Here is a 26,151-nt window from a genome sequence, read left to right on the forward strand (position 1 = left end):
TAGAACGTGTTCACCTGTCAAAAACAAGTGTCCAACTCTAAGAAGTAGCCTCACGGCGACGATCCGAAACCCGAAGGTTCGGGCCATGGGAAGCATCCCTTTTCGGTGCGAATTTCGCCGAAATATCCTGGAAATTAATACTTTTGAATGATCAGCGCTTATCGGCGCCGGATCGAGACCCTGCTACCGCGCCAGCCTTGACCGGGCACGTCGATCGAATATCGCATCGTTCACAGGAATGCAAAATTGGAACACAGTCGAGTTTTTTCGAGACCGTTGGTCTCGTTGTAGAACGCAGGCAGAGTGCCGCGCCCACCGACTCGTGAACACGCTATTTCTACCAGGAAGTGGACACGTAGACCGTCTAAGTGTGAACAACGGTTCTACGTGTCGCGCACCTGAGAATCAGACCCGTCGATCAGCCCAACGCGCGCAGGGCCGCCGATGCCGAGAACATCTTTGCCGGGTCACGGTCGGCGAAGTAGTCACCCATCACCGCGGACAGCGTTTCCGGCGACCAGGAATCTCCCTCTGCGTCGAACCGCTGCTCGACGACGGGCGCCGCCATCAGCGCAACCATCGGTCCGTACACCACGAATACCTGACCGTTGACGGCGTCGGCCGCCGGTGACGCCAGGTACGAGACGAGCGATGCCACATGCTCGGGCGAGAGCGGATCGATGCCGTCGGCCGGCGCGTCACCGAACACACCTTCGGTCATCGACGTCCGTGCCCGCGGGCAGATCGCGTTGGCCCGAACGCCGTAGCGCGAGAGCCCACGTGCGGCCGACAACGTCAGCGCCGTGATTCCGGCTTTTGCAGCGCCGTAGTTGGGCTGCCCTTCCGGTCCGAGAAGGCCCGCCTCCGAAGAAGTGTTGACGATGCGCCCGTACACCGGCGCCCCGGCTTCCTTGGATTTCGCCCGCCAGTAGGCAGCGGCGTTGCGGCACAGGAGGAAATGGCCGCGAAGATGAACTTCGAGTACCAGATCCCAGTCTTCGTCGGACATGTTGAACAGCATCCGGTCGCGCACGACGCCGGCATTGTTGACGACAATGTCGACACTGCCGAACTGCCCCTGCGCTGCTTCCATCAGTGCGTCGGCGGTAGAACGCTCACCGACGTTGCCTGCCACGAATTCGACTTTGGCGCCGAGACCGCGGATCTCCTCGAGCGTTGCTTCGACGGCCTCGTTCGGGGCCAGATCGTTGACGACCAACGACGCACCGGCCTTCGCCAGACCGATGGCCTCGAACTTTCCGAGCCCCGATCCGGCACCGGTCACGATGGCGACCTTGCCTTCGAGACTGGTTTCTGGGCTGTTCACAGCATTCATCGAAGCGCTCTCCCGGTTCTCTGCGGTCGTGTGTCGAGTTACCCGGCTCGATTGCCGTGACCCACGAGTTCGCAACTTTAGAACGTGTTCTTGTTTTGGGCAACCATCGTCACGGATGTTCGGTCAGCGCCGCACGCGGGCACTGAGCGATCGCGGAACGGACATCTTCCCAGCGATCCTCCGGCGGACGCACGGAACTGATCACGAGCTCCTCGTTGTCGTCGAGGTCGAAAATATCGGGTGCGATCCCCACGCACACACCGTTTGCCTCGCAACGGTCCAGATCAACCCTGACCTCCATGGCGATTCCTCTTCTCTACTCACTACTACTGGCGCGAACACGGATACGAAACGAGTGCCGCAGGGCTGTGCCGCACACCGTTCCTGGCGATAACACTAGAACCTGTTTCAGTCGTGTGCAATGATTCGAAAAAGTACCGAGAACGGACGTCGAACGATCCGCCGGACACGGCGAGAGCGTCCCTTGTCGCCGATGTACGCATCGATAGAACCTGTGTCAATCGAATGGTTGGCGCTTTGATTCGTATCTCTATGGAGAGGTAACCATGCACATCACCTACACCCCTGAGCAGCAACAGCTCCAGGAGGAGTTGCGTGCCTACTTCGCACAACTGATGACTCCCGAGCGGCGTGAAGCACTCGCTGCCACGACGGGTGAGTACGGCGAAGGCAATGTGTACCGCGAAGTCGTCGCGCAGATGGGCCAGGACGGCTGGCTCACGCTGGGTTGGCCGAAAGAGTACGGCGGACAGGAACGCTCCGCGATGGACCAGCTGATCTTCACCGACGAAGCTGCCATTGCCGGTGCGCCCGTGCCGTTCCTGACGATCAATTCCGTAGCGCCGACAATCATGCATTTCGGGACGGACGAGCAGAAGGCCTTCTTCCTGCCCAAGATCTCCCGCGGTGAGCTCCACTTCGCGATCGGTTACTCCGAGCCCGAGGCCGGCACCGACTTGGCGTCTCTGCGCACGTCGGCCGTCCGTGACGGTGACGATTACGTCATCAACGGGCAGAAGATGTGGACGAGCCTGATCCAGTACGCCGACTACGTGTGGTTGGCGTGCCGCACCGATCCGGAAGCCAAGAAGCACAAGGGAATCAGCATGCTGATCGTCCCGACCACCGCAGAAGGCTTCTCCTACACCCCGGTTCACACCATGGCCGGCCCCGACACCAGCGCCACTTACTACCAGGACGTACGGGTCCCGGCGTCGTCGATAGTCGGCCAGGAACACGGCGGCTGGGCACTGATCACCAATCAGCTCAACCACGAGCGTGTTGCCCTCACCTCGGCCGGACCGATTCTGACCGCGCAGCGTGAGGTCCGCGAGTGGGCACAGAACACCAAGCTGCCCGACGGCCGACGCATGATCGACCAGGAATGGGTGCAGATCAATCTGGCTCGCGTGCATGCCAAGGCCGAGTACCTGAAGTTGATGAACTGGGAAATCGCCTCCGCAACCGATCACGCTCCCGGTCCCGAAGCGGCGTCGGCCAACAAGGTGTTCGGTACCGAATTCGCCACCGAGGCTTACCGCTTGCTGATGGAGATCCTCGGATCCTCCGCCACGATCAGGCAGAACTCCCCCGGCGCTCTTCTACGTGGACGCATCGAACGCATGCATCGTTCTTCGCTGATCCTGACGTTCGGCGGCGGTACCAACGAAGTGCAACGCGACATCATCGGAATGACAGCTCTGCGGCTTCCCGCATCGAAGCGATAAGGACCAACGATCATGGAATTCACCCTTACCGAGGCCCAGCAGGACCTGTCCGGACTGACACGATCCGTCGTCGCCGAACTGGTCACCAACGACCGCCTTCGTGAACTCGACGCCGCCGAAGACCGTTTCGACGCCCTCTTGTGGAACGCTCTGGCTTCGGCCGGCGTTCTCGGTGCGGCCCTTCCGGAATCGGTGGGCGGCGACGGATTCGGTGTCCTCGAGCAGTGCAGCATCCTGGCCGAACTCGGCCGCGGCGTCGCAGCTGTTCCGTTCCTGACGTCCATCGTCGGGTCCGCCGCAGCGATAGCCGAATTCGGCTCGGACAAGCAGCGCGACGACTGGGCAAGCGCTGCCGCTGCCGGTGAGAAGATACTCACCGCGGCCCTCGCCGAGGAATACAACGACGACCCGGCACACCCGATCACGCGTGCCGAGAAGTCCGCCGACGGTTGGCGCATCGACGGAGCCAAGATCACCGTCGACAGTGCTCCGCTCGCAGATCTGTTCCTCGTCCCCGCCATCACCGAGGACGGTGTCGCGGTCTTCCTCGTCGAACCGTCGGACGCGGGCGTGAGCATTACCAGGCAATCGACCACGGATTTCTCGAGTGCGGCCCTGGTCGAGTTCGATTCGGTGCAGATCCCGGCCGATCGTGTTCTCGGCTCGGTTGCCCAAGGATCCGACATCGCGGCATGGATCGTCGAACGAATTCAGCTCGGTTCCAGCGCCTACCAGTACGGGGTGCTCGATCAAGCGCTGAAGCTGACCGCCGAATACGCCACCGAGCGAGTACAGTTCGGCCGTCCGATCGGTAGTTTCCAGGCCGTGGCCCAGCGCCTCGCCGACGGATACATCGATGTCAAGGGCGTTCGCCTGACTCTCTGGGCCGCAGCGTGGCGTCTGAGCGAAGGACTTCCGTCCGACGGGGCCGTACAGACGGCCAAGTTCTGGGCTGCAGATGCGGGACACCGCGTCGGGCACACCGCTGTTCACGTTCACGGCGGTGTTGGTCTGGACGAGGACCATCCGGTTCACCGCTACTTCCTCGCGGCCAAGCATCACGAGTTCCTGCTCGGCAACGCAACAGATCAGCTTCGCGCACTGGGCAAGGAACTTGCCGCAGTTCCTGCCTGAGTGCGTCCCACCGAGTGGAAATCCATGACCTGGTCCGAGACGAATCGATGATGATGCAGCTATGAGTCAGAGCCCCACTGTTTCCGATCTACTCCTCGGAGTCAGCGAGATCGACGACCGCGGTATCCGTTTCGAGGACCAGGTCATCACCTGGCGCGAGCACATTCAAGGCTCGTTCGATCGAGCAGCGCTGCTGGACACGCTGCTCGATCGAACGCGCCCCCGGCATTTCGGTCTTCTGATGGAGAACGTCCCCGAATTCTCACTACTGCTCGGCGCAGCATCGTTCTCGGGTTCGGTTGCTGCCGGACTGAACACGACCAGGCGCGGCCCGGCATTGGCGCGAGACATCCAACTCTCCGACTGCCAGGTCATCTTCACCGAGAACACCCAGGCACATCTACTCGACGACGTCGATCTCGGTGACGTCCGGGTGATCAACGTGGATTCTCCGGCCTGGACGCAATTGTTGGCGCCCTTCGCCGATACACCGGCCTACGCGTCGACGGCGCAGCCCGAAGATCTGTTGATGCTCATTTTCACTTCCGGAACAAGCGGTGATCCCAAAGCGGTTCGGTGCACGCACCACAAGTTGGCCTCTCCCGGAGTCATGCTTGCCGATCGTTTCGGGCTCGGCGCCGACGACGTCGTCTACATGGCGATGCCCATGTTCCATTCCAACGCCATGATGGCGGCGTGGACGGTCGCGCTGCACGCTCGTGCGGGAATTGCCATGCGCCGCAAGTTCTCCGCTTCGGGCTTTCTGCCCGACGTTCACAAGTACGGAATCACGTACTCCAACTACGTCGGAAAGCCGTTGTCCTTCATCGCTTCCACCCCCGAGGTGCCGAACGAGCGGGAGAACACCTTGAAGATCATGTACGGCAACGAGGGTTCGGCGCCCGCCGTCGCCACCTTCGTCCGGCGCTTCGATGCCCGCGTCATCGACGGGTTCGGTTCCACCGAGGGCGGCATTTCGATTTCCGCGGCGCCGGTGCCGCGGACCGGCGCCCTCGGACTTCTCCCGGACGGGGTCAAGATCCTCGATCCCGAGACCGGAGCCCCATGCCCGCCTGCAGTCTTCGACGCCGACGGCCGGATCACCAATGCCGACGAGGCAACCGGTGAACTGGTCAACGTCACCGGCCCAGGCACATTCGCCGGGTACTACAAGAACCCGGAAGCCGACGCCGAGCGAATGCGCAACGGCCAGTACTGGAGCGGCGATCTGGCGTACACCGACCTCGACGGCTACGTCTACTTCGCGGGACGCAGTTCCGGTTGGCTACGAGTGGACGGCGAGAACATCGGCGCCGCCCCCATCGAACGCTCGCTCGTCGGTTACCCGGGCTTCGCGCAGGTGTCCGTGTACGCAGTACCCGACAGCGATGTCGGCGACCGCGTCATGGCGTCGGTGATTCCGGTCGGCGACGTCGACAACTTCGACCCGGCAGCCGTAGCCGAATACATCGATTCCCGGCCGGAACTCGGGCCGAAGCAGAAACCGACCTTGATCCGCGTGTGCAGTGAGTTCCCGAGAACGGCGACGTTCAAGGTGGTCACTCGAACGCAGAGCGCCGAACGATGGAACACATCCGATCCGGTGTGGGTCCGCCGGCGCGGAGAATCCGACTTCCAATTACTCACTCCCGAAATGGCACTCGGCCTCGAGAAGACGCGAGAGCCCGTCTAGTCCGATATCTCAGTAGTGCTGAGCAAGCGGTTTGTGCGCAGACACCGTTTTGTAGAACTCGGTGAGCCGAAGCTGTGATGCCGCTGCATCGTCGATCACCACCGTCACGTGTGGATGCAGTTGGAGGACCGATGCCGGGCACACCGCGGCCAGCGGCCCCTCGACGGCAGCGGCAATCGCAGCGGCCTTGTGCTCGCCGGTCGCGATCATCACCAGATGCTTTGCTTCGCAGATAGTTCCGAGGCCCTGGGTGATCACGTGCCGTGGTACGTCGTCCGGACTCTCGAAGAATCGGGCGTTGTCGGTTCGAGTCTGTTCCGTCAGCGTCTTGACCCGGGTCCTCGAATTCAGCGAGGACGTCGGTTCGTTGAAACCGATGTGACCGTTGCCGCCGATGCCCAGAAGTTGTACGTCCACCGGACCATTCGACGCAATCGCCCGGTCGTAGGCTGCCGCGGCGGCAAATGGATCCGGCGCGGTGCCGTCGGGGCTGAATACCCTTGCCGCGTCCAGGTCCAGGTGATTCACCAGTTCGGTGCGGATCACCTGGGCATACGACTCCGGGTGGCCTTCCGGCAGGCCGACGTATTCGTCCAACAGGAACGCCTGCACGCCGGCAAAACTCAACCCGTCCTCGCGGTGACGGCGCGCGAGTTCGCGGTACACAGAGAGCGGTGAAGATCCTGTCGCCAGGCCCAAAGTCCGTGCACCTGAATGCACCGCGTGTTCGAAGATGTCGGCAACAACGGTGCCGGCCGCCTCCGCACTGTCGACAATGACAATTTCCATCGGTTGATTCCTCAGCTTTCGGTGTAGTTCATGAGCCAGTTCCCAGCGGCCATGACGGCGCGGGTTTCGAGTTCTGGACCGGTGACGATCAGATCGGCGCGGCAACCCGGCACGAGATCGCCGACCATTCCGGCCAGCCCCATCAGCGAAGCAGGCGTTGCCGTCGCCGCGATGACAGCCGAAAGCAGATCGACGCCGGCGTGATTGACCGCCCGGCGGACTATGTCCATCAACCGACTCGTCCCGCCGGCAATGGCCGTTTCCCCCTGGCCGGCCAATCGCGCCACGCCACCGACCACGTCGACGTCGAGAGGCCCGAGTGGGTAACGGCCGTCGGGCATTCCGGCGGCAGCCATCGCGTCGGAAACCAACGCGATCTGATGCGGACCGACAAGATCGAACACCGTCGCTACCGTCTCGTCGGCCAGATGTACTCCGTCCCCGACCAACTCGACCACCATCTGTCCTTTCGCAGCCGCGGCAAGACATGCCGCCACTGCGCCGGGAGCACGGTGATGCATCGGAGCCATACCGTTGAACAGGTGAGTGGCACTGAGCGGTGCATGCGCCGAGTGTGCGATCGAACGTGTCGCAATCGGGTTGGACGCATCGGTGTGTCCGATACTCACGACGGCACCGTGACGCTCCAGCAATGAGGCAAGTTCGTCGAAGTGTGCTGTCTCCGGAGCGATCGTCATCGAGCGAATGCGCCCACGGCCGGCTTCGAGCAGCGACTCGAGCAGAGCCGGGTCGCCGTCGAGAATGCTGTCGGGATCCTGGGCGCCACAACGAAGTACCGAAAGGAATGGACCTTCCAGGTGAATTCCGGCCAGCGTGCCCTCGTCCACCAGTCCTGCCAGGAGCTCGATGCGACTGCGCAGGATCTGCGGCGGCGCGGAGACGAGCGAGCCGATCACCGAGGTCGTGCCGTTCGTCCGATGGTGATCGGCAGCCACGGTGGATCCGAACTCGTCTGCCTCGGGGAAACCGAATCCGCCGGCGCCGTGGCAGTGAACGTCGACCAAACCCGGAATGATCGTTGTTCCCGCAGCTGCCCGTTCGGGTAACGGGTCGGTTCGCTGCGACGCGGGTCCGGCCCACACCACACGATCACCGGAGATCTCGACAACCCCGTCCGAGAGCAATCGACCACCGGTCACCAATTGTCCACGCAGAATTTGTCCACGAAGTGTCACGACATCACCTGCGGTACAACGGGAACTTCGGCATCCGCGATCGACAACTCACGGAGCACGGCGTCCGCGAGCACGTAGTGCCCTTGTTCGTTCGGATGGAACGCGTCAGCCAGGAGAGCCGGCGGTGGGCCCTCTGGAGAATGGGCCGTCCACTGCGCGTAGTGGTCGACGAACACCGCACGCGTCGAGGCGGCAACCTGCCGCACGACCTCGACGTACTGAACCAATCCCGCTCTGGTGGGCGCATTCTCGACGTCGATCGGTGGCGGCGTCTGCAGGATCGGCACCGCACCGATCGCTCGCGTCCGGAAAATCATGTCCGAGAGGTCGTCTCGAAACCGCTCCAGTCCTTCTTCGCCATTCAATGCGTCATTCGTACCGAGCATGATCAACACCACCGAGGGTTCGAACACTTCGATGCGGTGCGCGAAACCTGCACGCACATCGGAGGATCGATTGCCGCTCACCCCGGTGTTGACAAGGACGTGGTTGAACAAGGAAAGTTCACCACGGACGCGCTCGGCGCAGTGTTCGACGTAACTTCGATGACCGTCGGTGTGCGTCAATCCCTGAGTGATGCTGTCGCCGGTGAAGACCCACCGGATCGGCGTCGACGAGTCTACGAGCAAAGTCTCCAGTCGAATCCGTTCAGCAGTCTTGGACTTCAAAGCCTTCGACGTCGGGGTCACACCCTCTGCCCTTCGGCGCCCGATACTGCGGCTGCAAATTTCGACGTGATGAACGCCGGATCCGTGATTGCGGTTCCGACAACCACCGAGTCTGCACCCAGGGCGATGGCGCGTGCCGCATCCTCCGGGCTGTGGTATCGCCCCTCGGCGATGAGGACTACATCTGGAAGTGCCTGCCGCAGTTCCGAAACCAGCTCCAGATCCGGGCCGGCCAGGCGTCGGCTGTTCTCGGTATATCCCGCCAGTGTGCTGGAGATGATGTCGGCGCCCGCCGCGGCGGCAGCGATGCCGTCCTCGAGTGTTCCACAATCAGCCATGACGAGGCCGCCGCGATCATGGACCGCGTCGACGGTGTCGGCAAAGGTCAGCCCGTCCGGACGAGGTCGCAGGGTGGCGTCGGCAGCCACGATCTGCGCACCCGAATCCACGACTTCGAGGGCTGATTCCCTTGTCGGCGTGATGAACACGCCCTCCGAGCCGATCTTCGTCAAACCGATCACCGGTACCTTCACTGCCGACACGACTGCGGCGACATCCGGGGTTCCGCCCACACCGCCGCAGCGGATCGCCACTGCACCGCCGTCGACCGCGGCGCGGGCCATCCTCTCGATGGTCCCGGTGTCGCGCAAGGCATGGCCGTGTCCGGCCTGACAGGACACGATCAGCTTCCCGCTGATGATCGTGAGCAGTTCTTCGACAGTCACGGTGTTACCTCGATTCGTGTTGCGGCGGCCAGGAGCGCAGCTCCGACGAGCGGCGCATCGGTGCCCAAACGGGCAGGAAGAATGGCGGTTTCGGCAATGGGACCCATCGCTTCCACCCGGAAAGCGGACGTCAGCGGCGACAAGAGGTCGGCTCCGATCTGGGCTGCGCCGCCGCCGATGACGATCACCTCGGGATCGAATGCGGTGGCGACGCCGGCCAGGACTCGGCCGAGCAGAGTACCGGCGTCGGTGACCACGGCACGGGCGATCGGGTCGCCGGAGCGCATGAGTGCCACCACCTTCTGCAAAGGTTGAGTGGGCACACCTGCCCGCGCTGCGTACTCGGCCGCCATCGCCGGGCCAGAGGCGACTGCCTCGAGGTGATCGGTTCTACCGCAACCGCAACCTATCGCCCCGGAGACCGGAACCAGCAGATGCGCGAGCTCGCCGGCTGTTCCGTGGGCGCCGTGATACAGCTGTCCGCCCACGGTCAACGCGCCACCGATTCCAGTACCGATCGAGACGAACAGTGCAGAGCTTCGACCGCGACCGGCGCCGATCATGTTCTCGCCGTGGGCCATCGCGCGCACGTCGTTGTCCACCGTCACCGGTAGACCCGAGTGCGTCTCGAGTTCCCCGCGAACCTCGGCGCCACTCCATCCGGACAGAATGTCGGAGGCGAAGACGACGCGGCCACGCACCCGATCGATGATTCCCGGTGCACCGACTCCGATTCCGGCTACCGGGTGATCCGCCCTCAAACGGTCGACCAACGCGGTGGCGGTCTCGAGAACAGCCTCCCTACCGGCCGTCGGTGTTGCCGCACGAACGGTGTCGATCACGTCTCCGTCGGACGTCACCACCGCGGCAGCCACTTTGGTGCCGCCGATGTCGATGCCGATCCATCGCTTCTGCCCAGGTGTCATGTCAGAGGAGCCCGGCCTGTTCCAGAACGACCTTGATCGTTGCGGTCTCGGACTCGTCGAGCGAGAGCATCGGGGCGCACATCGTGTTGCCGGTGATGACGCCGCGCAGGGCCAGAGCCGTCTTGAATGCGCCCAGACCCGCGGCACCGGCACTGACGCGACCCGGTGTCGGTGCCTCGACGATGGAGAACAGATCGGTGAGTCGATCCTGCTCGGCCTTCGCCGCCGCCCAGTCTCCTGCCTGCGCAGCGCGCCACAGTCGCACGTAACCGTGGGGGTCCACGTTGGCCAGGCCGGGCACAGCGCCCGAAGCACCCATCAGCAGGCATCCGTCGACGACTACCTCGTGCCCGGTGAAGACGGCGAAGTTTTCGAGCCCGGCCGACTGACGGAGCAACATACGGAAACTGACGTCGTCGCCGCTCGAATCCTTCACGCCGGCAATGACTCCCTCGCGACCGAGCTCGACCAGCATTGCCGGGCTGAGCTTGCTGTGGACACGAACCGGGACGTCGTAGGCGAACAACGGAAGATCCACTGCGGCGTGGATGGAGCGGAAATGCGTTGCCGTCTCGGCTGCGTCGGTGATCGCGTAGAACGGCGCCGTCGCGACGATGGCATCCGCACCCGCTTCGCGCGCCTGCTCGGCGACGGCGATGACCCGGTTGGTGGTCATGTCGTTCACGCCGACGAGGACCGGTACCTGGCCGCCGACGTGACCGATGGCCGTCTGCACCACCTGGGCGCGCTGAGCGTCGGTGAGGTAACCGACCTCACCCGAGGAACCGAGGACGAACAAGCCGTCGACTCCGGCTTCGATCTGCAGTGAGAGCAGGCGTTCGAGCGACGTGGTGTCGACCTCGCCCTCGAGCGTCAGTGGTGTGACGATCGGCGGGACGATTCCGCTGAAGGTGGTGGTTTCCGTGCTCATGGGGTCTCCATATGTTGGTTGTCGGATTGAGTTGTGGGTGCGGCTGTCAGGGAGAGACGGAGACCGGCTGACCGCTCGAGGCGGACAGATAGGCAGCATCGATCACGCGCATCGACGCGCGGGCGTCTGCCACGGTGTAGTCGGGTTCGGTCCGTGTGGGAAGTCGATCGAGCACGTGAGAGAGAAAGCTCGACACCGCGTTGTCCGAACCGAAGCCGCCGATGGGTAGTGCGGTCACGTCTCCCGAGGATGCGAAGTGGGTCACCGCGGGTTTGTCGTCGTCGGAACTCGCGTATCCGTGGGAGCCGAGGACCCGAAGCGTCGCGGTATTCGCGCCGAAACCCGGTGCTGCGGGGATTCTTCCGACGGTCACCGTCGCGGTGACGCCGTTTTCCAGGGCGAGCGAGATCAACGCCGTGTCTTCGACTCCGAACTGCTGGTGGGCCCCGCCGTAGAGTGTGCTCGTCTCGGCGTACACCTCGGCGACGTCTAGGCCGGTGAGGTATCTGAGGTAGTCGGCGGCGTAACCGGCGAAGTTCACTACTTCTCCCCCGCCGGAAAGCGCGGGATCCACCACCAGTTCGGGACGCTCGACGGACGTCGCGAAATGTGTTCCGCTTGCAAGGAACTCGATGTCCACGTGGCGCGGCAGTCCGAGGTTTCCGGCATCGATCCAGCGGCGCAGTCGCCGGAGCGCAGGTGAATGAGTGCGGTTCACCACCGTACAGATTCGCCCGTTCGACCGTGCCGCTTCCTCGACCGCCGCGGCCTCCGACTCGTCGATACCCACCGGCTTGTCCACCAGGACGTCGAGTCCCGCGTTCAGTGCGGCAATCGCAAGCCGTGCATGCCTGGTCGGCTCACTGCAGATGATCGCCAGGTCTATCCGTTCGGGGTCGAGCAGCTCGCCGAGTTCGTCGATCCACTCGATGTCTGCGGCCTTTGCCATCGCGATTCCGTCCTCACGAATCCAATCGGGGACCGAGGATTCGTCGGAGGCCCCGATCAAGCTCACTCGAGGATCGGAGCGCAACAGGTCCGCATAGGAGCCGGCATGCCTTACGCCGCTGACAAATCCGACGCGGATCGAACCGGTGCCGGTCATCGGTGTTCTCCGATCGAAATCGCGCGGCCGGTGTCGAGTGACTGTTGTGCAGCGATGGCAGTCGCGAGAGCTGCACGTACCTGCCAGTTCTCGACTATCGGGGTCGCGGAACCGTCGAGAGTGGCGATCCAGTGGCGCATCTGATGCGCCATCGCATCTTCGATCGACGACGGCGGCGCGTTTGTCGTATCCGTCATCAGGCCTGGGTCGTCGCCGGTGTCGTGCGCGAGCGTGCCGGATGTCCCCGACACCACGATCCGGCGCACCATCTTTCCCGATTGCGGCAGTGCGTAAGCCAATTCGATGAGCGCCAGCGATCCGTCCTCGAAGCGAACGGTCAGATGGAAGCTGTCGTGCACGGGCATCCCCGCCGCGAAGGTGGGGAAACTACGAGCGAATACACGGATCGGACGACGACCGATCAGCCACGTCACCAGATCGAGAGCGTGGGTTCCGTTGTGAACGGGGTGACCACCCGAGCGGTCCTTGTCGTGTTGCCAGCCTCGCCAGCCCCCTGGCCAGACGTGGCCGGTGTACCAACTGAGGTGGATCAGCCGGGGGTCGCCGATGGCGCCTTGTGCAACCGAGTTTCCGATCGAGGAGATCGACGGCTGGAATCGTACGGTCTGTCCGACCATCAGTGAGGTGCCGCCACCTTCGGTGGCCTCGACCATCGCGTCGAAGTCCGCGACTGTCAGCGCGGCCGGCTTCTCCACGTGCACATGCTTTCCCGCGCGGCCTGCGGCTATCGTCACGGGCGCGTGGTCCGGAGTGGCCCCCACGACGTTGACCGCGTGCACGCTCGGGTCTGCGAGAATCTTTGCCAGATCGGTACTGGCCTTCGCACCCGGCGCCAATGCCGCAACCGATGCGGCACGGTCCAAGTCACTGCCGAATACGTAGACGACTTCGACCGACGGGATGCGCGCCAAAGCGCTGACGTGGTCCCGCGCGATTGCGCCGCTGCCGATGACGGCTACACGCACGGTCACTTCGCACTTCCCGACAGCGCCGCCGGTTCTCCGCCACCGAGTCGCACCTGCTCGGCGACGACGAGTGCGCGTTCACGTGCGTATGTCAACGGTGAGCCGGAGTCAGCCTTGCCGTCGAGAACTGCTGCCATCTCGTCGATTTCGTGGCGAATCGCAGCCTGCATCCACAGCGGGGATCCTCCGTTCCCCGAGTTGTACTTCTGCGTCCTGCTCGCAGAGTCGATCAACGATTGGTTCTCGGCGTCGACGTCGAAGATCGGCCACGACTCTTCGACCCGTCCCCCGCGCAGTCGGCTGACCCGGCCGGTGTGGAAGTCCGCGTGGACCGAGCCTTCGGCGGCATCGACCGTCAGCTCCCACGAAGAAGTGTGTGAACGCGTCGAGATGGTGTGCCTGCCGATCGCGCCGCCGGCGAACGACACCACTGTGTTGCGGAAGCCGTCGTCTGCGGTGGCGATGCTCGACACGGCAGTCACCTCGCCGCCGAGCCAGCACATCAGGTCCAGTTCGTGAATCTCGTGAGTCAGTTCTCCACCCGTTCGGCTCTTGTCGAGCTTCCACCACTGTGGATCTGCGCCGTCGGTGTCGATCCAGCGTGAGCGAGACGTTTCGATCGCAGCGACCTCGCCGAGCTCCCCCGACGCCAGCAGGTCCGCCAGACGTCGTACACCCGGCATCATCCGCATGATGTGCCCGACCATCAACGGCGAACCGCTCGCGTCGGCGCTCGCGATCATGTTCTGCGCATCGACCAGTTCGACGGCGAGTGGCTTCTCGACAAAAACTGCCTTGCCGTGTTCGAGCGCCGCGATGGCAGGTTCGGCGTGCGCGTGATTGGGCGTCGCGACGACAACGAGGGCCAACTCCGGGTGAGCGGCCACCCCGTCGTGATCGTCTGTCGGGGTTGCCGAGAACTCTGCGGCGACGTCCTTGGCCCGCTCGAAGTCACGGTCGCACAGCATCGCCAGTTCGAAACGTGGATGGGCAGCCAGCTCGCGAGCGAGGGAACTACCGAAGAATCCGCAACCGACCACACCGACTTTGTATCGGGTCATGAAGTCTCCAAAGATTGGATGAGGGATGTCCTATGTTATACGGCCAGCGTCATCGGTCGTCAATTCGACGTCGGTAACACAGTCTTCATCTATGCAGGTGAGAGCACTATTTTTGGTTCGAAACCGACGAAACGTCGAAGTTCAACACCGCCAGTTCCAAAGATTCTCTAGACGCTTTCTGATCCACAATGTAAGTTACGCAACATCGGACGTCGAACATAGGACATCCCCTATCCACTCCCTTGATGTCCCGCTCCCCGCCTTGGAGGCCGCCTTGAAGAACGAACGACCGCTGAGCTCCGCGTTCACACGCCGAGACCTGTTTCGGTACACCGGGCTACTGGGAGCTGCAGCAGGTATCACCGCGACTCTCGCGGCCTGCGGCGGCGGCCCGTCGTCGACCTCGGTTGTCGGCGGTTCCGCGAGCACCGGCGATCTGACCACCGCCATCGGATACGGCAACGACCAGAGCTTCGACCCGATGCAGACTGCATCCGGTTTCCTCATGGCAGCGGTCAACCACGTCTACGAGGGACTGCTCGAAAACGATCCAGACACCGGTGAGACGTATGCGGCGCTCGCACAGGCCGTCCCGACCGACGCCACCGCCTCGAGCTGGACCATGAAAATCCGCGAGGGAGCAACCTGGCACGACGGCACTCCGGTCACCTCGGACGACGTCGTCTTCACCTTCGATCGCATCCTCGATCCACAGCAGAACGTACTGATCCGCTCCTTCTTCTCCTCCTGGTTGCAGTCCGTCACCAAGGTCGACGACCAAACGGTGACCCTGAACTTCAACTACCCGTTCAGCGCTGCCGCACAGCGTCTCTCGATCGCCAAGATCATGCCCAAGCACGTCTTCGACGGCCACTGGGACGAGGCCAAGTCCGGAGCGCTGGTCGTCGGTTCCGGTCCGTACAAGCTCAAGAGCCACACCCCCAAGAGCAACACAGCTTTCGAGGCGTTCGAGGCGTACAACGGGCCGCGTCCGGCCAACTTCGCGACCATGAACTGGCTCTCCATCGTCGACACCTCCTCACGCATCGCGCGCGTCTCGGGCAACAATGCCGGTGCACAACTCGCCGACAACATCCCCGTCGCCAACGTCCCCACCCTCACCTCCGGTGGGCGCACCGTCGAGGGCAACCCGGGCATGAACCTCATGTACCTGCTCTTCGACACCACTCAGGCACCGTTCGACGACGTTCGTGTTCGCCAGGCGATGTTCTATGCGATCAACACCCCGAAGATGATCGAGATCGCCCTCGGCGGCAAGGCAGCACCGGCCACGAGCTACCTGTACGAGCGCAACCCCGACTACGCGCGAGCGTCCACCGTCTACTCGTACGATCCGGACAAGGCCCGCTCGCTTCTCGCTGCCGCCGGTGTAAGTGGCCTCGACCTGACGCTGCTCTCCACCAACGTCAGCTGGTTGGCCGACTGCTTGCCGACCATCAAAGAGTCTTGGGACGCAGTCGGATTCAACACGACGCTCGAACCGCAGGACACCAGCGCCATGGTGAGCAAGCTCAACAGCGGCCAGAAGTTCCAGATCGCTGCGGGTACGTCCAACCCACAGGCGTTCGGCAGCGACGTCGACCTCCTCGTGCGCTACACGTACAGCAAGGGCGGCCTGTGGACGAAGACCTACGCCAAGTGGGACGACACCCCCGAGGCACAGAAGATCTACGCCACCATGGACGAGGCCACCCGCGAGACAGACCCGGCAAAGCGCAGCACCCTTGTGCAGTCGTACCTGAACCAGATCGCCGAAAACGCTGTCTACTATCCGGTTCTCCATCAGGAACTCCTGACTGCGTGGGATCCGAAGAAGATCGCCGACGTCACTCCGCTGCCGTACCCCGGCGTCAACCTGCTTCAGGCGAAGCCGGCCTGATACCCGCCCGCTCGGCCGTTTCCCACAACTGAGAGATTCCCCGATGGCAAGAGTCCTCCCCATGCTGATCAGGCGATTACTGATACTGATCCCCCTGATCCTCGGCATCATCGCGTTCGTCTTCATCGTGATGCAGTTCGCGCCCACCGATCCCGCAACGGCGGCGTTCAACGGCGGCAACCCGACTGCGGAACAGTTGCAGCAGTTCAAGGAAGAGAACGGACTGCTCGATCCGCTTCCGCTGCAATACGTTCACTTCGTGACCGATCTGGTCAGCGGCAATATGGGTGACAGTCTGATTTCCGGTACCCCGGTGTTGGATTCGATCTCCACCGCTCTGCCACTGACCATTCAGCTCACGGTTCTCGGACTGGTGATCGCCATCGTGCTCTCGCTGATCTTCGGTGTCACCAGCGCACTGTTCCGCGATCGTTGGCCGGATCAGGTCATCCGAGTGATCTCCCTCGGCGGTGTGGCAGCACCGTCATTCTGGTTGGCACTGCTGATGATTCAGTACCTTGCTGTCCAACTCGGATGGTTCCCTACCGGTGGCTACGTCAATCCGAGCGACTCCGTCGGCGACTGGCTCTGGTACATGGCGCTCCCGGCACTGTCTCTGTCACTGCCCGTCGCGGCACAACTGACGCGAATCATCCGCACGTCCATGGTCGAGGAGTTGGACAAGGACTACGTCCGTACCGCGATCGGCAGCGGCCTGCCCTATCACGTGGTGATCGGACGGAATGTGTTGCGTAACGCGCTGATCAACCCGCTCACCGTTCTGGGCCTGCGTGTCGGTTACCTACTCGGCGGCGCCGTGGTCATCGAGCAGATCTTCGGTCTTCCCGGAATGGGTCAGCTCATGATCAACGGCGTCACCAACGGTGACCCCGCAGTCGTTCAGGGTGTTGTCATCGTGATCGCGGTCGGCTTCGTCGTCGTCAACCTCGCCGTCGACATCCTCTACCTGCTCGTCAATCCACGACTTCGGAGCGCAGCATGATGAGAAGAAAACTCACCGAGAAGCTTTCGCGACCCGGTATCACCTTTTCTCGCTTCCCCCTCTCGGCCTGGCTGTCGATGGCGGTTCTCGCGATCATCGTGCTCGCCTGCCTCTTCGCGCCGCTGATCACGCAGTACACCCCACTCGAACAGGCGGTCGGTACCGCGGGCCCCAGCGCCGAGCACTGGTTCGGTCAGGACAGTCTCGGCCGAGATCTGTTCAGCCGCTTGCTCTACGGCGGACGCTGGTCGTTGACCATCGGTCTCGGGTCCACCTTCCTTGCATTGTGCGCTGGTGCTCTCATCGGGTCGGTCGCCGCAACGAGCCGAAAAGGCGTCGACGAGACCATCATGCGAGTGCTCGACGTGGTCATGGCGTTCCCGGGCATCGCGCTCGCTGCCGTACTCGTCGCAGCCTTCGGTGGTTCGATTCCGGTTCTGATCGTCACCATCGCGTTCCTCTACACACCGATGGTCGCCCGCGTCGTTCGCGCGAACGTTCTCGCTCAGTACGGTGAGGACTACGTCGCGGCCGAAAAGGTCATCGGCGCAAGAACTTCACACATCGTCGTCAAGCACGTCGTAGCCAACTGTGCTGCGCCCGTTCTCGTCTTCTGCACTGTCATGGTCGCCGACGCCATCGTGCTGGAAGCCAGCCTGTCGTTCATCGGAGCAGGTGTCCGTCCCCCGGATCCGTCGTGGGGATCGGTGATCGCCGACGGCAAGAACATGGTCCTTCTCGGTGGTTGGTGGGCAACGGTGTTCCCCGGTCTGCTGATTCTTCTGACGGTGCTCTCCCTCAACGTGCTCGCCGAGGGCCTGACCGACGCGATGGCAGATCCGAGTCTGAAGAAAACCAAGAAGACGCCCTCCGCATTGGAAGCAGCGCAGACTGCCGCAGCGGAGGAGACCTCCAACGAGCTCATTCTGGAGGACGAAGCCGCATCGGTCGCCAACACTCCGGAGTTGATCGACGACTTCGCCGACCCGAGCGTCGTGAAAGATGTCCTGAAGCCGGCGGCCGAGCCGACTCCTCTCGAAACTCACCTGAAAATCCTGGCGGAAACCGAGCGGTCTCGGTCCGATCGTCTTGTGTACGAGGGCGATGCAGCGCCCCTCCTCGAGGTCCGCAATCTCACGATCCGGTTCCCCGAACGCTACGGAGACACGGCGATCGTCGACAACGTGAGCTTCACCGTCCGCCCGAACGAGACGATGGCACTGGTCGGCGAGTCCGGTTGCGGAAAGTCGCTCACTTCGCTGGCGATCATGGGTCTACTGCCCAAGACGGCGGTGGTGACCGGCGAGATCCTGTTCGACGGAGTCAACGTCCTCGAGCTGAACAACCGGGAGCGAAACAAGCTGCGCGGGCACGACATGGCGATGATCTACCAGGATGCGCTGAGTTCTCTGAATCCGGCGATGCTGATCCGCGCGCAGTTCAAGCAGCTCACCAAGCGCGGCGGTACCCGCACAGCCGAGGAACTGCTCGAACTCGTCGGACTCGATCCGGTGCGCACTCTCTCCAGCTACCCACACGAGCTTTCCGGTGGTCAGCGTCAGCGCGTTCTGATCGCCATGTCGCTCACCCGCAGTCCGCGGTTGATCGTCGCGGACGAGCCCACCACCGCTCTCGACGTCACCGTCCAGGCCCAGGTCGTGGACTTGCTCAACGATCTTCGGGAAAAGCTCGGCTTTGCCATGGTTTTCGTGAGCCACGATCTTGCACTCGTTGCTTCACTCGCTCACAAGATCACGGTGATGTACGCCGGTCAGGTCGTCGAGTCTGCGCCCACCAGCGATCTACTCGTCGATCCGCGTCACGAATACACTCAGGGCCTCCTCGGCGCCGTTCTCTCCATCGAGGACGAGGCTCCGCGGCTCCACCAGATCCAGGGAACCGTACCGTCGCCAGGCAGCTTCGCCGCCGGTGACCGTTTTGCCGAACGTTCCCTGCGTCCGGATTCCGATCCAAACCGAAAGCCCGAGATGGTTCGGATCGGCGAGACCGAGCATTTCTTCGCGAACCAGTCCGCGACTCCCGCACACGCAGAATCGGAATTGGAGAGCGTGCGATGACTACAGCTGAAGCACCCATCCTGGAACTGAAGAACATTCACGTCGTCCACAGGACCCGTTCGGGATCACTGTTCAAACCCGGCACGGTTCACGCGGTCAACGATGTCAGTATCGCCGTACGACGAGGGGCGACGATCGGCATCGTGGGCGAGTCGGGTTGCGGCAAGTCCACTCTGGCCAAAGTAATGGTCGGATTGCAGAAACCGACGTCGGGCGACGTGGTATTTCGCGGCCGAAGCGCTCTGACCCGGTCGGCGGGCGTGCGCAAGGAGTTCGGGCGGGCGATCTCGATCGTCTTCCAGGACCCGGCTACCGCGCTCAATCCGCGAATGACGGTGGCCGACATCCTCACCGATCCGCTCGACGTCCACGGCATCGGCAACCGCGCGAGCCGAACAGCCCGAGTTCGCGAGCTGGTCGGTTTGGTCGGACTCCCCCAATCTGCGCTCGAAGTCATCCCGAGCCAGATCTCCGGCGGTCAGCGTCAACGTGTCGCGATCGCGCGTGCGCTCGCGCTCGAGCCTGACGTCATCGTGGCCGACGAACCGACGTCGGCTCTCGATGTCTCGGTGCGAGCGCAGATCCTGAACCTGCTCAGCGACATCAAGGCTCGGTTGGGGCTCGGCATGGTGTTCATCTCGCACGACATCCAGACGGTGCGGTATGTCTCCGACACGATCGTCGTCATGAACGCCGGGCGGATCGTCGAGCAGGGAACGGCCCAGGAAGTATTCGACAACCCGTCGGACGCGTACACGGCCAAACTGCTGGGCGCAGCGCCCAGTCTCCTGCAACGCACCGTTGACGTGGGTTGACCAATGGAGCGGATGACCGGACATAGGATGAAGGACGTTCGTATCAGAAAAGGGGAATCGATGTCTGTCCGGAGTGGCACACAGGGCGCTCGTTTCAGCGCGCAAAACCGCATGCGCGCACTTCAGACGGACATCATGAACTTGATCCTCGAACGCAGACTCTCCCCTGGCGACCCGATGCCCACCGAGGCCGAACTGTCCGAGGAATTGGGAATCGGCCGGAACACCCTCCGCGAGGCACTCAAGGTTCTGCAGGCCTTGGGCGTCGTCGAGATCCGTCACGGCTTCGGAATGTTCGTCGCCCCGAGCAACTTCGACGCTCTCGCCGACGGCCTGACCTTCCGTGGCCGGTTGTCGTTGCAGGGCACCGGGCACGAGGCGATGGAACTGGTCGACATTCGTCAGGCACTCGAGACCGGACTGATCGGTGCGGCGATGGCCGAGATGACGTCGGCCGACCACGCCGACCTCGACGAACTCGTCACCGGCATGGAGGTCCGTGCCGCCGCCGGGAAGAACTTCTCCGACATCGACGCGACCTTCCATTCCCGCCTGTACTCCCCGCTCGACAACCAGGTCCTCGCTCAGTTGATGGACGTCTTCTGGCAGGTGTACAGCGAGATCCAGCAGGCTATCGGGCATTCGGATACACCACTGATCGACATCGCGTCGAAGCATCGTGCGATTCTCGACGCGATCCGTACGGGTGATGCCGTCGAGGCGGCGCACACTCTCGATGTGCACTTCGGTGGCCTGCGCGAGCGGATCGCCGGCCTTCATGCTTCCGAAGCGCAGTAGTTTCGAAACGCGTGATTTTGCTCCGCTGTCTCACCATCGCGCCCGTTCTTCCGGCAAAATTACGGGTATGAAGAACCCGAATCTGACGCCTTCGCGCGTTCTCGCAGTTGTCCTCGCTGCCGCCCTGGTCATTTTCGTGATCGCACGTCGCCGCGACGACGGCGCCCTCAGCCGCGGAGAATGGTTGTCGGACAGCGTCGGACCGGACGACCTCGCCGGCTGAAACGACGTATGCCCTCGGCCGAAACTCGGCCGAGGGCATACGTACGTGTCATCTACTACTTCATCGAATCCAGTCGGGTTCGCGCGTCCTCGAACCCCGACACCAGCTCTGCCATGACCTCGGCGACCGGTCGGATCTCGTTCATCCGTCCCACGATCTGACCGACGGGCATTGCCACAACTTCCGGGTTCTCCGATGCAGCGATTCTCTGATGAGCGTCGCTGACCAGTAGGTTCTGCAGCGGCATCGGCAAGGGCGCCGGTGCTCCCGGGTTCGACCAGGCTTCCGTCCACTTGGTCTTGAGCAACCGAGCGGGCTTACCCGAGTAGATGCGCGAACGTACGGTGTCGGCCGACGTCGCGCCCAACAGTGCACGCTGAATAGCGGAAGGGCCTTCGCCCGACGCACTGCCGAGTTTGTATTCGGATGTGGTGAGCCAGTACGAGCCCATCCACACTCCGGACGCACCGAGTGCAAGTGCAGCAGCCACCTGACGGCCGCTGCCGATACCGCCGGCAGCCAGTACAGCAGCTGAATCGCCCAGTGCATCAACGATTTCCGGAACGAGAACCATCGAGGCAATTTCGCCGGTGTGACCGCCGGCCTCGTAGCCCTGCGCGATCACGATGTCGACACCGTTCTCGACGTGACGACGTGCGTGCTCGACGGCGCCGGCCAGTGCTGCCACCGGAACGCCTTTCTCGTGCGCTTGATCGATGACGTCCTTCGGCGGTGATCCCAGTGCATTCGCAATCAACGCGATCCGGTGTCCCAGAGCAACATCGACGTGAGATCGCGCCACCGAGTGAAGCCATCCCAGTACGCCGGTCGCATGCTCGACGTCGTCGGAAAGCGGCGGCACACCCAGTTCGTCGAGCGTGCGGTTGACGAAGGCGCGGTGCTCCTCCGGAATCAGCTTGTCGAGATCGACGGCGCCGCCCTCGGTCGGCACCTTGGCCGGCATGACGATGTCGACGCCGTACGGCTTACCGTCTGTGTTCTCGTCCATCCACGTCAGTGCGGCTTCGAGTTCTTCCGGGTCGTTGAACCGGACACAACCGAGCACACCGAGACCACCCGCGCGACTGATGGCGGCCGCGACGTGCTCGGAAGGAGTGAATCCGAAGATCGGGTATTCGATGCCGAACTTGTCGGCGAGATCCGAACGCATCAGGCTTCCACGCTTTCGTTTGCGGACGACACAGGAGCGCCGTTTCCGTTGTGATCGTCAGCCTCGCGCGATTCCGTTTCGGCCTTCGCCCAGCGGTAGTCGGGCTTGCCGGCCGGATTGCGCTTGATCTGGTCGACGAACCACACACTGCGCGGAACCTTGTATCCGGCAATCTCTTTGCGCGCTGCGGTGGCGATGTCGTGCAACGTCGGCGACGTGCCTTCACGTACCTGAACCACTGCGGCAACCCGCTGACCGAAGCGCTCGTCGGGGATACCGACCACCAGCACGTCGAAGATGTCCGGGTGCGCCTTCAACGCGCCCTCGACCTCTTCCGGGTAAACCTTCTCGCCGCCGCTGTTGATGGACACCGAACCGCGGCCGAGCATCGTGACCGTGCCGTCGGCTTCGACCTGAGCGTAGTCGCCGGGGATCGAGTAGCGAACGCCATTGATGGTGCGGAAGGTTTCGGCCGTCTTGACCTCGTCCTTGTAGTAGCCGAGCGGGATGTTGCCCTTGCGCGCGAGCATGCCGCGCTTGCCCGATCCGGGTTCGACCTCGTTGCCGTCGTCGTCGAGAACCGTTGTGGAGGCGTCGATCTTGACCGTCGGACCGCCAGTATGCTTCTGACCCTTGCTCAGCACGGCGAGTCCGCCGAAGCCGGTCTCGGATGCTCCGATGGAGTCGGTCAGCAGGCGGTTGGGCAACAGTTCGAGGAACTGCTCCTGGATGCTCGGCGAGAAGAGCGCAGCACTGCTGGCCATCACGTAGAGCGTCGAAAGATCGTACGGCTCACCCGTCTTCGGATTGCCGGCGATCAGTGCGTCGAGCATCGGACGGCCCATCGCGTCACCCGTGATGAAGATCAGGTTGACCTTGTGCTTGTCGATGTTCTGCCACACCTCGTGGGCGTCGAATTCCGGGTGCATCAAACAGGTTCCGCCGCCGAAGAGGCTGTGGAACACCGCAGACTGCGAACCACCGTGAATCATCGGGGGAATCGGGTAGCGGATCATGCTCGGGTTGGCTGCGCCGACCTTCGCCATCTCGTACTCGTCCTCGACCGGAACTCCGGTGACGAAGTTGATGCCGCCGCCGAGAACACGCCACCAGTCCTCGTGGCGCCACATGACGCCCTTGGGACTTCCGGTGGTGCCGCCGGTGTAGAGCATGAAGATGTCGTCGTTGCTGCGCTCTTCGAAATCACGCTCAGCCGAACTCTGCGCGAGTGCGTCCTCGTAGCCGATGCCGAAAGCACTGAAGTCCAGATCGGTGCCGTCCTCGACCACGATGACGGACTTGACCTTGGGAGTGTTCGGCAGGACGTTCGCGACCTTGTCCGAGTAGCGGCGCTCGTGAATGAGCGCAACCATGTCGGAGTTGTCGAAGATGTACTGCAACTCGTTCTCGACGTACCGGTAGTTGATGTTGACCATCACGGCCCGGATTTTGAAAACGGCGACCATGGCCTCGATCGCCTCGATGACGTTCCGGCAGTAGATGCCGACCTTGTCACCCGGCTGAACGCCATGTTCACGCAGGTAGTGACCGAGGCGGTTTGCTCGGTCCTCCAACTGCGCATAAGTCATCTCGCGGTTGTCCGAGACCAGCGCAACGCGGTCCGGAACGAGGTCGATTGCGTGCTCTACGAAGTCTGCGATGTTAAGGGCCACGAGTTCAAAGTAGAACGTGTTACCGTTTCTGGCAAGACCCAATTTGAGAGCCAGCTCACAGACCCGCCAGGAGCCATCAGTGTCCACTTCGACGACCGAAAAATCAGACATTTCGGAAACCGCGCCGCATTGCCTCGTGGAGAAGCGTGGCCACGTTCTCATCGTGACCATGAATCGCCCCGAGCGTAAGAACGCCATCACCGGCGAAATGATGGCGATCATGGTCGACGCCTGGGATCAGGTCGACAACGACCCCGAAATCCGCGTCGCGATCCTCACCGGAGCTGGCGGCGACTTCTGCGCCGGCGCCGACCTCAAGAACATGTCCGCCAAGCCTCCGGGAGATTCCTTCGCGGGCGGCGGCGTCGACATGTCCAAGATCGAAGGTCTACTCAAGGGGCGCCGGTTGACCAAGCCGCTGATCGCTGCGGTCGAGGGTGCAGCCATCGCCGGCGGAACCGAAATCCTGCAGGGCACCGACATCCGCGTCGCGGGCGAGAGCGCCAAGTTCGGCGTCTCCGAAGCCAAGTGGGGGCTCTTCCCGCTCGGCGGTTCCGCGGTGCGCCTCGTTCGACAGATTCCGTACACGATCGCAGCCGACATCCTGCTCACCGGTCGTCACATCAAGGCTCCGGAGGCCAAGGAGATCGGGCTCATCGGCCACGTCGTCCCGGACGGTCAGGCCCTCGACAAGGCGCTGGAGCTCGCGGACCTGATCAGTGCAAACGGTCCCCTCGCCGTGCAGGCGATTCTCAAGACCATCCGCGACACCGAGGGTATGCACGAGGAAGAGGCCTTCCAGATCGACGCGCAGCTGGGTATGAAGGTGTTCATGAGCGCGGACGCCAAGGAGGGCCCGCGAGCCTTCGGTGAGAAGCGGGCGCCCCAGTTCAAGGGTGTCTGAGTCAGGGGTGTCCGACCCACCCCCCTTTCCCCCTCTCGGTGCACCGGTGCCCTATCCCGTCCCCTCTCGGTCCCACCCACCCCCTTTTCGAGCGAAAGTGCCTTTCGGCGCCTTCAGTGCGCCGAAAGGTACTTTCGCTCAGCCGGTTTCGTCCAATTTGACCCACCTCGACCTCGCGAACACCTGTGGCCGGGGACGTGACTGCGCCAATCTGTAGTGCGCACGCAGGTCCTCGATCACACGATCAGGGTCCGTTCGCAGTGCACTGGGCACCGTCGGCAACACGATGATTCCCGCATTCTGCATACGCGTCCGACGTTCCACCGTGCGCTTGTAGTCCGTCGGCGCGGCATGCCATTCCAAGGAGTCGATGTCCCACGCGAAGGCAACCGAATCGATCCATCCGTCCGGAATTGCGATGAAGTCTCCCTTCGCATCCCGGATCTCATGGTTGAACAACATTTCCGGCAGCCCGCTCCGCTGCCACAGTTTTCGCGCGTGAACCTCCGGAACCGAGTGGACGTTCGCGTTCACTTCGCGCAACACGACCCGAGGTAGCGCGGAACCCCGACTGCTACCCGCCTCGAGTTCCTTCGCAAGTTCGCGCACCGAGACGTCGCCACGCTGAACGACCTCGGCAATGAGTGCCCGTGTGGGATCGAGGGCCTTGCACCGCCTCGCAGCGTCGAGTAGTGCCCGCGGCAGCGGCGCACAGCGCAGACCGTTGCGAATCTCCGGCTCAGGCAGTCGAATAGTGCGCTCTACCGTGACAAATCCAACTGATTGAACTCGACGGTCGATGGGGATGAGCACCTGCACATCCCCGGCGTGCGTCCGATATCCGTACTCCGACATGGCAGATCGCCCCGTCAGCAGCGACTCGTCACCGCTCAACATGAGCGCAGCGATCGATCGTTGACGTGGCGTCGGTTGACCATTTCGGAGCAGGATCACTCCTGGCAATATGCGCTGCCAGGGTCCGCCCGCTCGACACCGGGTGTGCACGGCGGAGTTGGAGACGCCCAATCGCGCCAACTCGGCCGTTCGGATCACTCCACTTCGACTGACGCGGTAGATCGCGTCCAGATCATCGCCCCACATTCCACGTCGCATGGTTGCAGCATGACTCGAGTAGCAGCGTGGGCCCCGGCGGCGAACTGGGGTTTTGGCGGCCCTGTGGATAACTTTCGGCGAGCGAAAGGCACGTTGAGCGCCTCAGATGCGCTGAACGTGCCGTTCGCTCGAAAAAATGGGGGGGTCCCGCTCGAAAAAAAAGGGGGTGCCCCGC

Annotated in this window: 24 protein-coding genes; 10 read left to right on the forward strand and 14 right to left on the reverse strand. The window is 62.9% G+C overall.

The window, feature by feature from the left end:
- Positions 1–418: 418 nt before the first annotated feature.
- Both H351_RS27250 and H351_RS27255 read right to left on the reverse strand, forming a co-directional pair.
- Entirely contained in the window at positions 419–1,336 is a 918-nt protein-coding gene (locus H351_RS27250) for a 3-oxoacyl-ACP reductase (RefSeq protein ID WP_007734334.1), read from the reverse strand.
- 109 nt (positions 1,337–1,445) lie between these two features.
- The gene (locus tag H351_RS27255; RefSeq protein WP_007734330.1) at positions 1,446–1,637 is read right to left on the reverse strand and encodes a ferredoxin; all 192 of its coding nucleotides are present in this window, start codon (positions 1,635–1,637) and stop codon (positions 1,446–1,448) included.
- A gap of 265 nt (positions 1,638–1,902) precedes the next feature.
- Between H351_RS27255 and H351_RS27260 the strand changes: the two genes are divergently transcribed.
- The 3 genes from H351_RS27260 (at position 1,903) to H351_RS27270 (ending at position 5,911) form a co-directional block, all read left to right on the forward strand.
- Positions 1,903–3,084, forward strand: coding sequence for an acyl-CoA dehydrogenase family protein (locus tag H351_RS27260; RefSeq protein ID WP_003945878.1), 1,182 nt, complete (start codon positions 1,903–1,905; stop codon positions 3,082–3,084).
- A gap of 12 nt (positions 3,085–3,096) precedes the next feature.
- Positions 3,097–4,218, forward strand: a complete 1,122-nt coding sequence (locus H351_RS27265; protein ID WP_029254525.1) for an acyl-CoA dehydrogenase family protein — start codon at positions 3,097–3,099, stop codon at positions 4,216–4,218.
- A gap of 61 nt (positions 4,219–4,279) precedes the next feature.
- Positions 4,280–5,911 carry a long-chain-fatty-acid--CoA ligase gene (locus H351_RS27270; protein ID WP_029254524.1) on the forward strand — a complete coding sequence of 544 codons (1,632 nt, stop codon included), beginning with the start codon at positions 4,280–4,282 and terminating at the stop codon, positions 5,909–5,911.
- A 9-nt stretch (positions 5,912–5,920) separates the two neighbouring features.
- Here the strand turns inward: H351_RS27270 and nagB are convergent, their stop codons facing one another.
- The 9 genes from nagB to H351_RS27315 are packed head-to-tail and all read right to left on the reverse strand — an operon-like array spanning position 5,921 to position 14,298.
- Positions 5,921–6,700, reverse strand: a complete 780-nt coding sequence (gene nagB, locus H351_RS27275) for a glucosamine-6-phosphate deaminase (RefSeq protein ID WP_029254523.1) — start codon at positions 6,698–6,700, stop codon at positions 5,921–5,923.
- Between the two features lie 11 nt (positions 6,701–6,711).
- Positions 6,712–7,896, reverse strand: coding sequence for an N-acetylglucosamine-6-phosphate deacetylase (locus H351_RS27280; RefSeq protein WP_029254522.1), 1,185 nt, complete (start codon positions 7,894–7,896; stop codon positions 6,712–6,714).
- Complete coding sequence (locus H351_RS27285) at positions 7,893–8,585, reverse strand: SGNH/GDSL hydrolase family protein (RefSeq protein WP_029254521.1); 693 nt, start codon at positions 8,583–8,585, stop codon at positions 7,893–7,895. Before H351_RS27285 ends, H351_RS27280 begins: the two co-directional genes overlap by 4 nt.
- On the reverse strand, positions 8,582–9,289 hold the full coding sequence (locus H351_RS27290; protein ID WP_029254520.1) for an N-acetylmannosamine-6-phosphate 2-epimerase: 708 nt from the start codon (positions 9,287–9,289) through the stop codon (positions 8,582–8,584). Before H351_RS27290 ends, H351_RS27285 begins: the two co-directional genes overlap by 4 nt.
- Positions 9,286–10,215, reverse strand: a complete 930-nt coding sequence (locus H351_RS27295) for an ROK family protein (protein WP_029254519.1) — start codon at positions 10,213–10,215, stop codon at positions 9,286–9,288. Before H351_RS27295 ends, H351_RS27290 begins: the two co-directional genes overlap by 4 nt.
- Before the next feature lies 1 nt (position 10,216).
- Positions 10,217–11,146 carry a dihydrodipicolinate synthase family protein gene (locus tag H351_RS27300; protein WP_007734313.1) on the reverse strand — a complete coding sequence of 310 codons (930 nt, stop codon included), beginning with the start codon at positions 11,144–11,146 and terminating at the stop codon, positions 10,217–10,219.
- Between the two features lie 46 nt (positions 11,147–11,192).
- Positions 11,193–12,251, reverse strand: a complete 1,059-nt coding sequence (locus H351_RS27305; RefSeq protein ID WP_029254518.1) for a Gfo/Idh/MocA family protein — start codon at positions 12,249–12,251, stop codon at positions 11,193–11,195.
- On the reverse strand, positions 12,248–13,243 hold the full coding sequence (locus tag H351_RS27310; protein ID WP_029254517.1) for a Gfo/Idh/MocA family protein: 996 nt from the start codon (positions 13,241–13,243) through the stop codon (positions 12,248–12,250). Before H351_RS27310 ends, H351_RS27305 begins: the two co-directional genes overlap by 4 nt.
- Positions 13,240–14,298 (reverse strand): Gfo/Idh/MocA family protein, encoded by a 1,059-nt coding sequence (locus H351_RS27315; RefSeq protein ID WP_029254516.1) that lies wholly within the window; start codon positions 14,296–14,298, stop codon positions 13,240–13,242. Before H351_RS27315 ends, H351_RS27310 begins: the two co-directional genes overlap by 4 nt.
- A gap of 274 nt (positions 14,299–14,572) precedes the next feature.
- Here H351_RS27315 and H351_RS27320 point away from each other — a divergent pair, with 274 nt between their 5' ends.
- The 6 genes from H351_RS27320 (at position 14,573) to H351_RS32360 (ending at position 21,115) form a co-directional block, all read left to right on the forward strand.
- On the forward strand, positions 14,573–16,198 hold the full coding sequence (locus H351_RS27320; RefSeq protein ID WP_029254515.1) for an ABC transporter substrate-binding protein: 1,626 nt from the start codon (positions 14,573–14,575) through the stop codon (positions 16,196–16,198).
- A gap of 43 nt (positions 16,199–16,241) precedes the next feature.
- Entirely contained in the window at positions 16,242–17,201 is a 960-nt protein-coding gene (locus H351_RS27325; protein WP_029254514.1) for an ABC transporter permease, read from the forward strand.
- The gene (locus H351_RS27330) at positions 17,201–19,279 is read left to right on the forward strand and encodes a dipeptide/oligopeptide/nickel ABC transporter permease/ATP-binding protein (protein ID WP_051636449.1); all 2,079 of its coding nucleotides are present in this window, start codon (positions 17,201–17,203) and stop codon (positions 19,277–19,279) included. The genes H351_RS27325 and H351_RS27330 overlap by 1 nt, the downstream gene beginning before the upstream one ends.
- Positions 19,276–20,094: an ABC transporter ATP-binding protein gene (locus tag H351_RS27335; protein ID WP_029254512.1), complete on the forward strand. Its 819-nt coding sequence runs from the start codon at positions 19,276–19,278 to the stop codon at positions 20,092–20,094. Before H351_RS27330 ends, H351_RS27335 begins: the two co-directional genes overlap by 4 nt.
- Before the next feature lie 60 nt (positions 20,095–20,154).
- A complete protein-coding gene (locus tag H351_RS27340; RefSeq protein ID WP_024487763.1) occupies positions 20,155–20,892 on the forward strand; it encodes a FadR/GntR family transcriptional regulator in 738 nt (245 codons plus the stop codon).
- 67 nt (positions 20,893–20,959) lie between these two features.
- Entirely contained in the window at positions 20,960–21,115 is a 156-nt protein-coding gene (locus H351_RS32360; protein ID WP_019746984.1) for a hypothetical protein, read from the forward strand.
- A gap of 55 nt (positions 21,116–21,170) precedes the next feature.
- Here the strand turns inward: H351_RS32360 and H351_RS27345 are convergent, their stop codons facing one another.
- A complete protein-coding gene (locus H351_RS27345) occupies positions 21,171–22,286 on the reverse strand; it encodes an NAD(P)H-dependent flavin oxidoreductase (RefSeq protein WP_003945863.1) in 1,116 nt (371 codons plus the stop codon).
- Complete coding sequence (locus H351_RS27350; protein ID WP_020906300.1) at positions 22,286–23,959, reverse strand: acyl-CoA synthetase; 1,674 nt, start codon at positions 23,957–23,959, stop codon at positions 22,286–22,288. The genes H351_RS27345 and H351_RS27350 overlap by 1 nt, the downstream gene beginning before the upstream one ends.
- Before the next feature lie 79 nt (positions 23,960–24,038).
- Between H351_RS27350 and H351_RS27355 the strand changes: the two genes are divergently transcribed.
- Entirely contained in the window at positions 24,039–24,863 is an 825-nt protein-coding gene (locus H351_RS27355; protein ID WP_007734275.1) for a crotonase/enoyl-CoA hydratase family protein, read from the forward strand.
- 138 nt (positions 24,864–25,001) lie between these two features.
- Here the strand turns inward: H351_RS27355 and H351_RS27360 are convergent, their stop codons facing one another.
- Complete coding sequence (locus H351_RS27360) at positions 25,002–25,976, reverse strand: hypothetical protein (protein ID WP_029254511.1); 975 nt, start codon at positions 25,974–25,976, stop codon at positions 25,002–25,004.
- Positions 25,977–26,151 lie beyond the last annotated feature (175 nt).

This window comes from Rhodococcus erythropolis R138 (genome assembly GCF_000696675.2).
Lineage (GTDB): Bacteria > Actinomycetota > Actinomycetes > Mycobacteriales > Mycobacteriaceae > Rhodococcus_F > Rhodococcus_F erythropolis.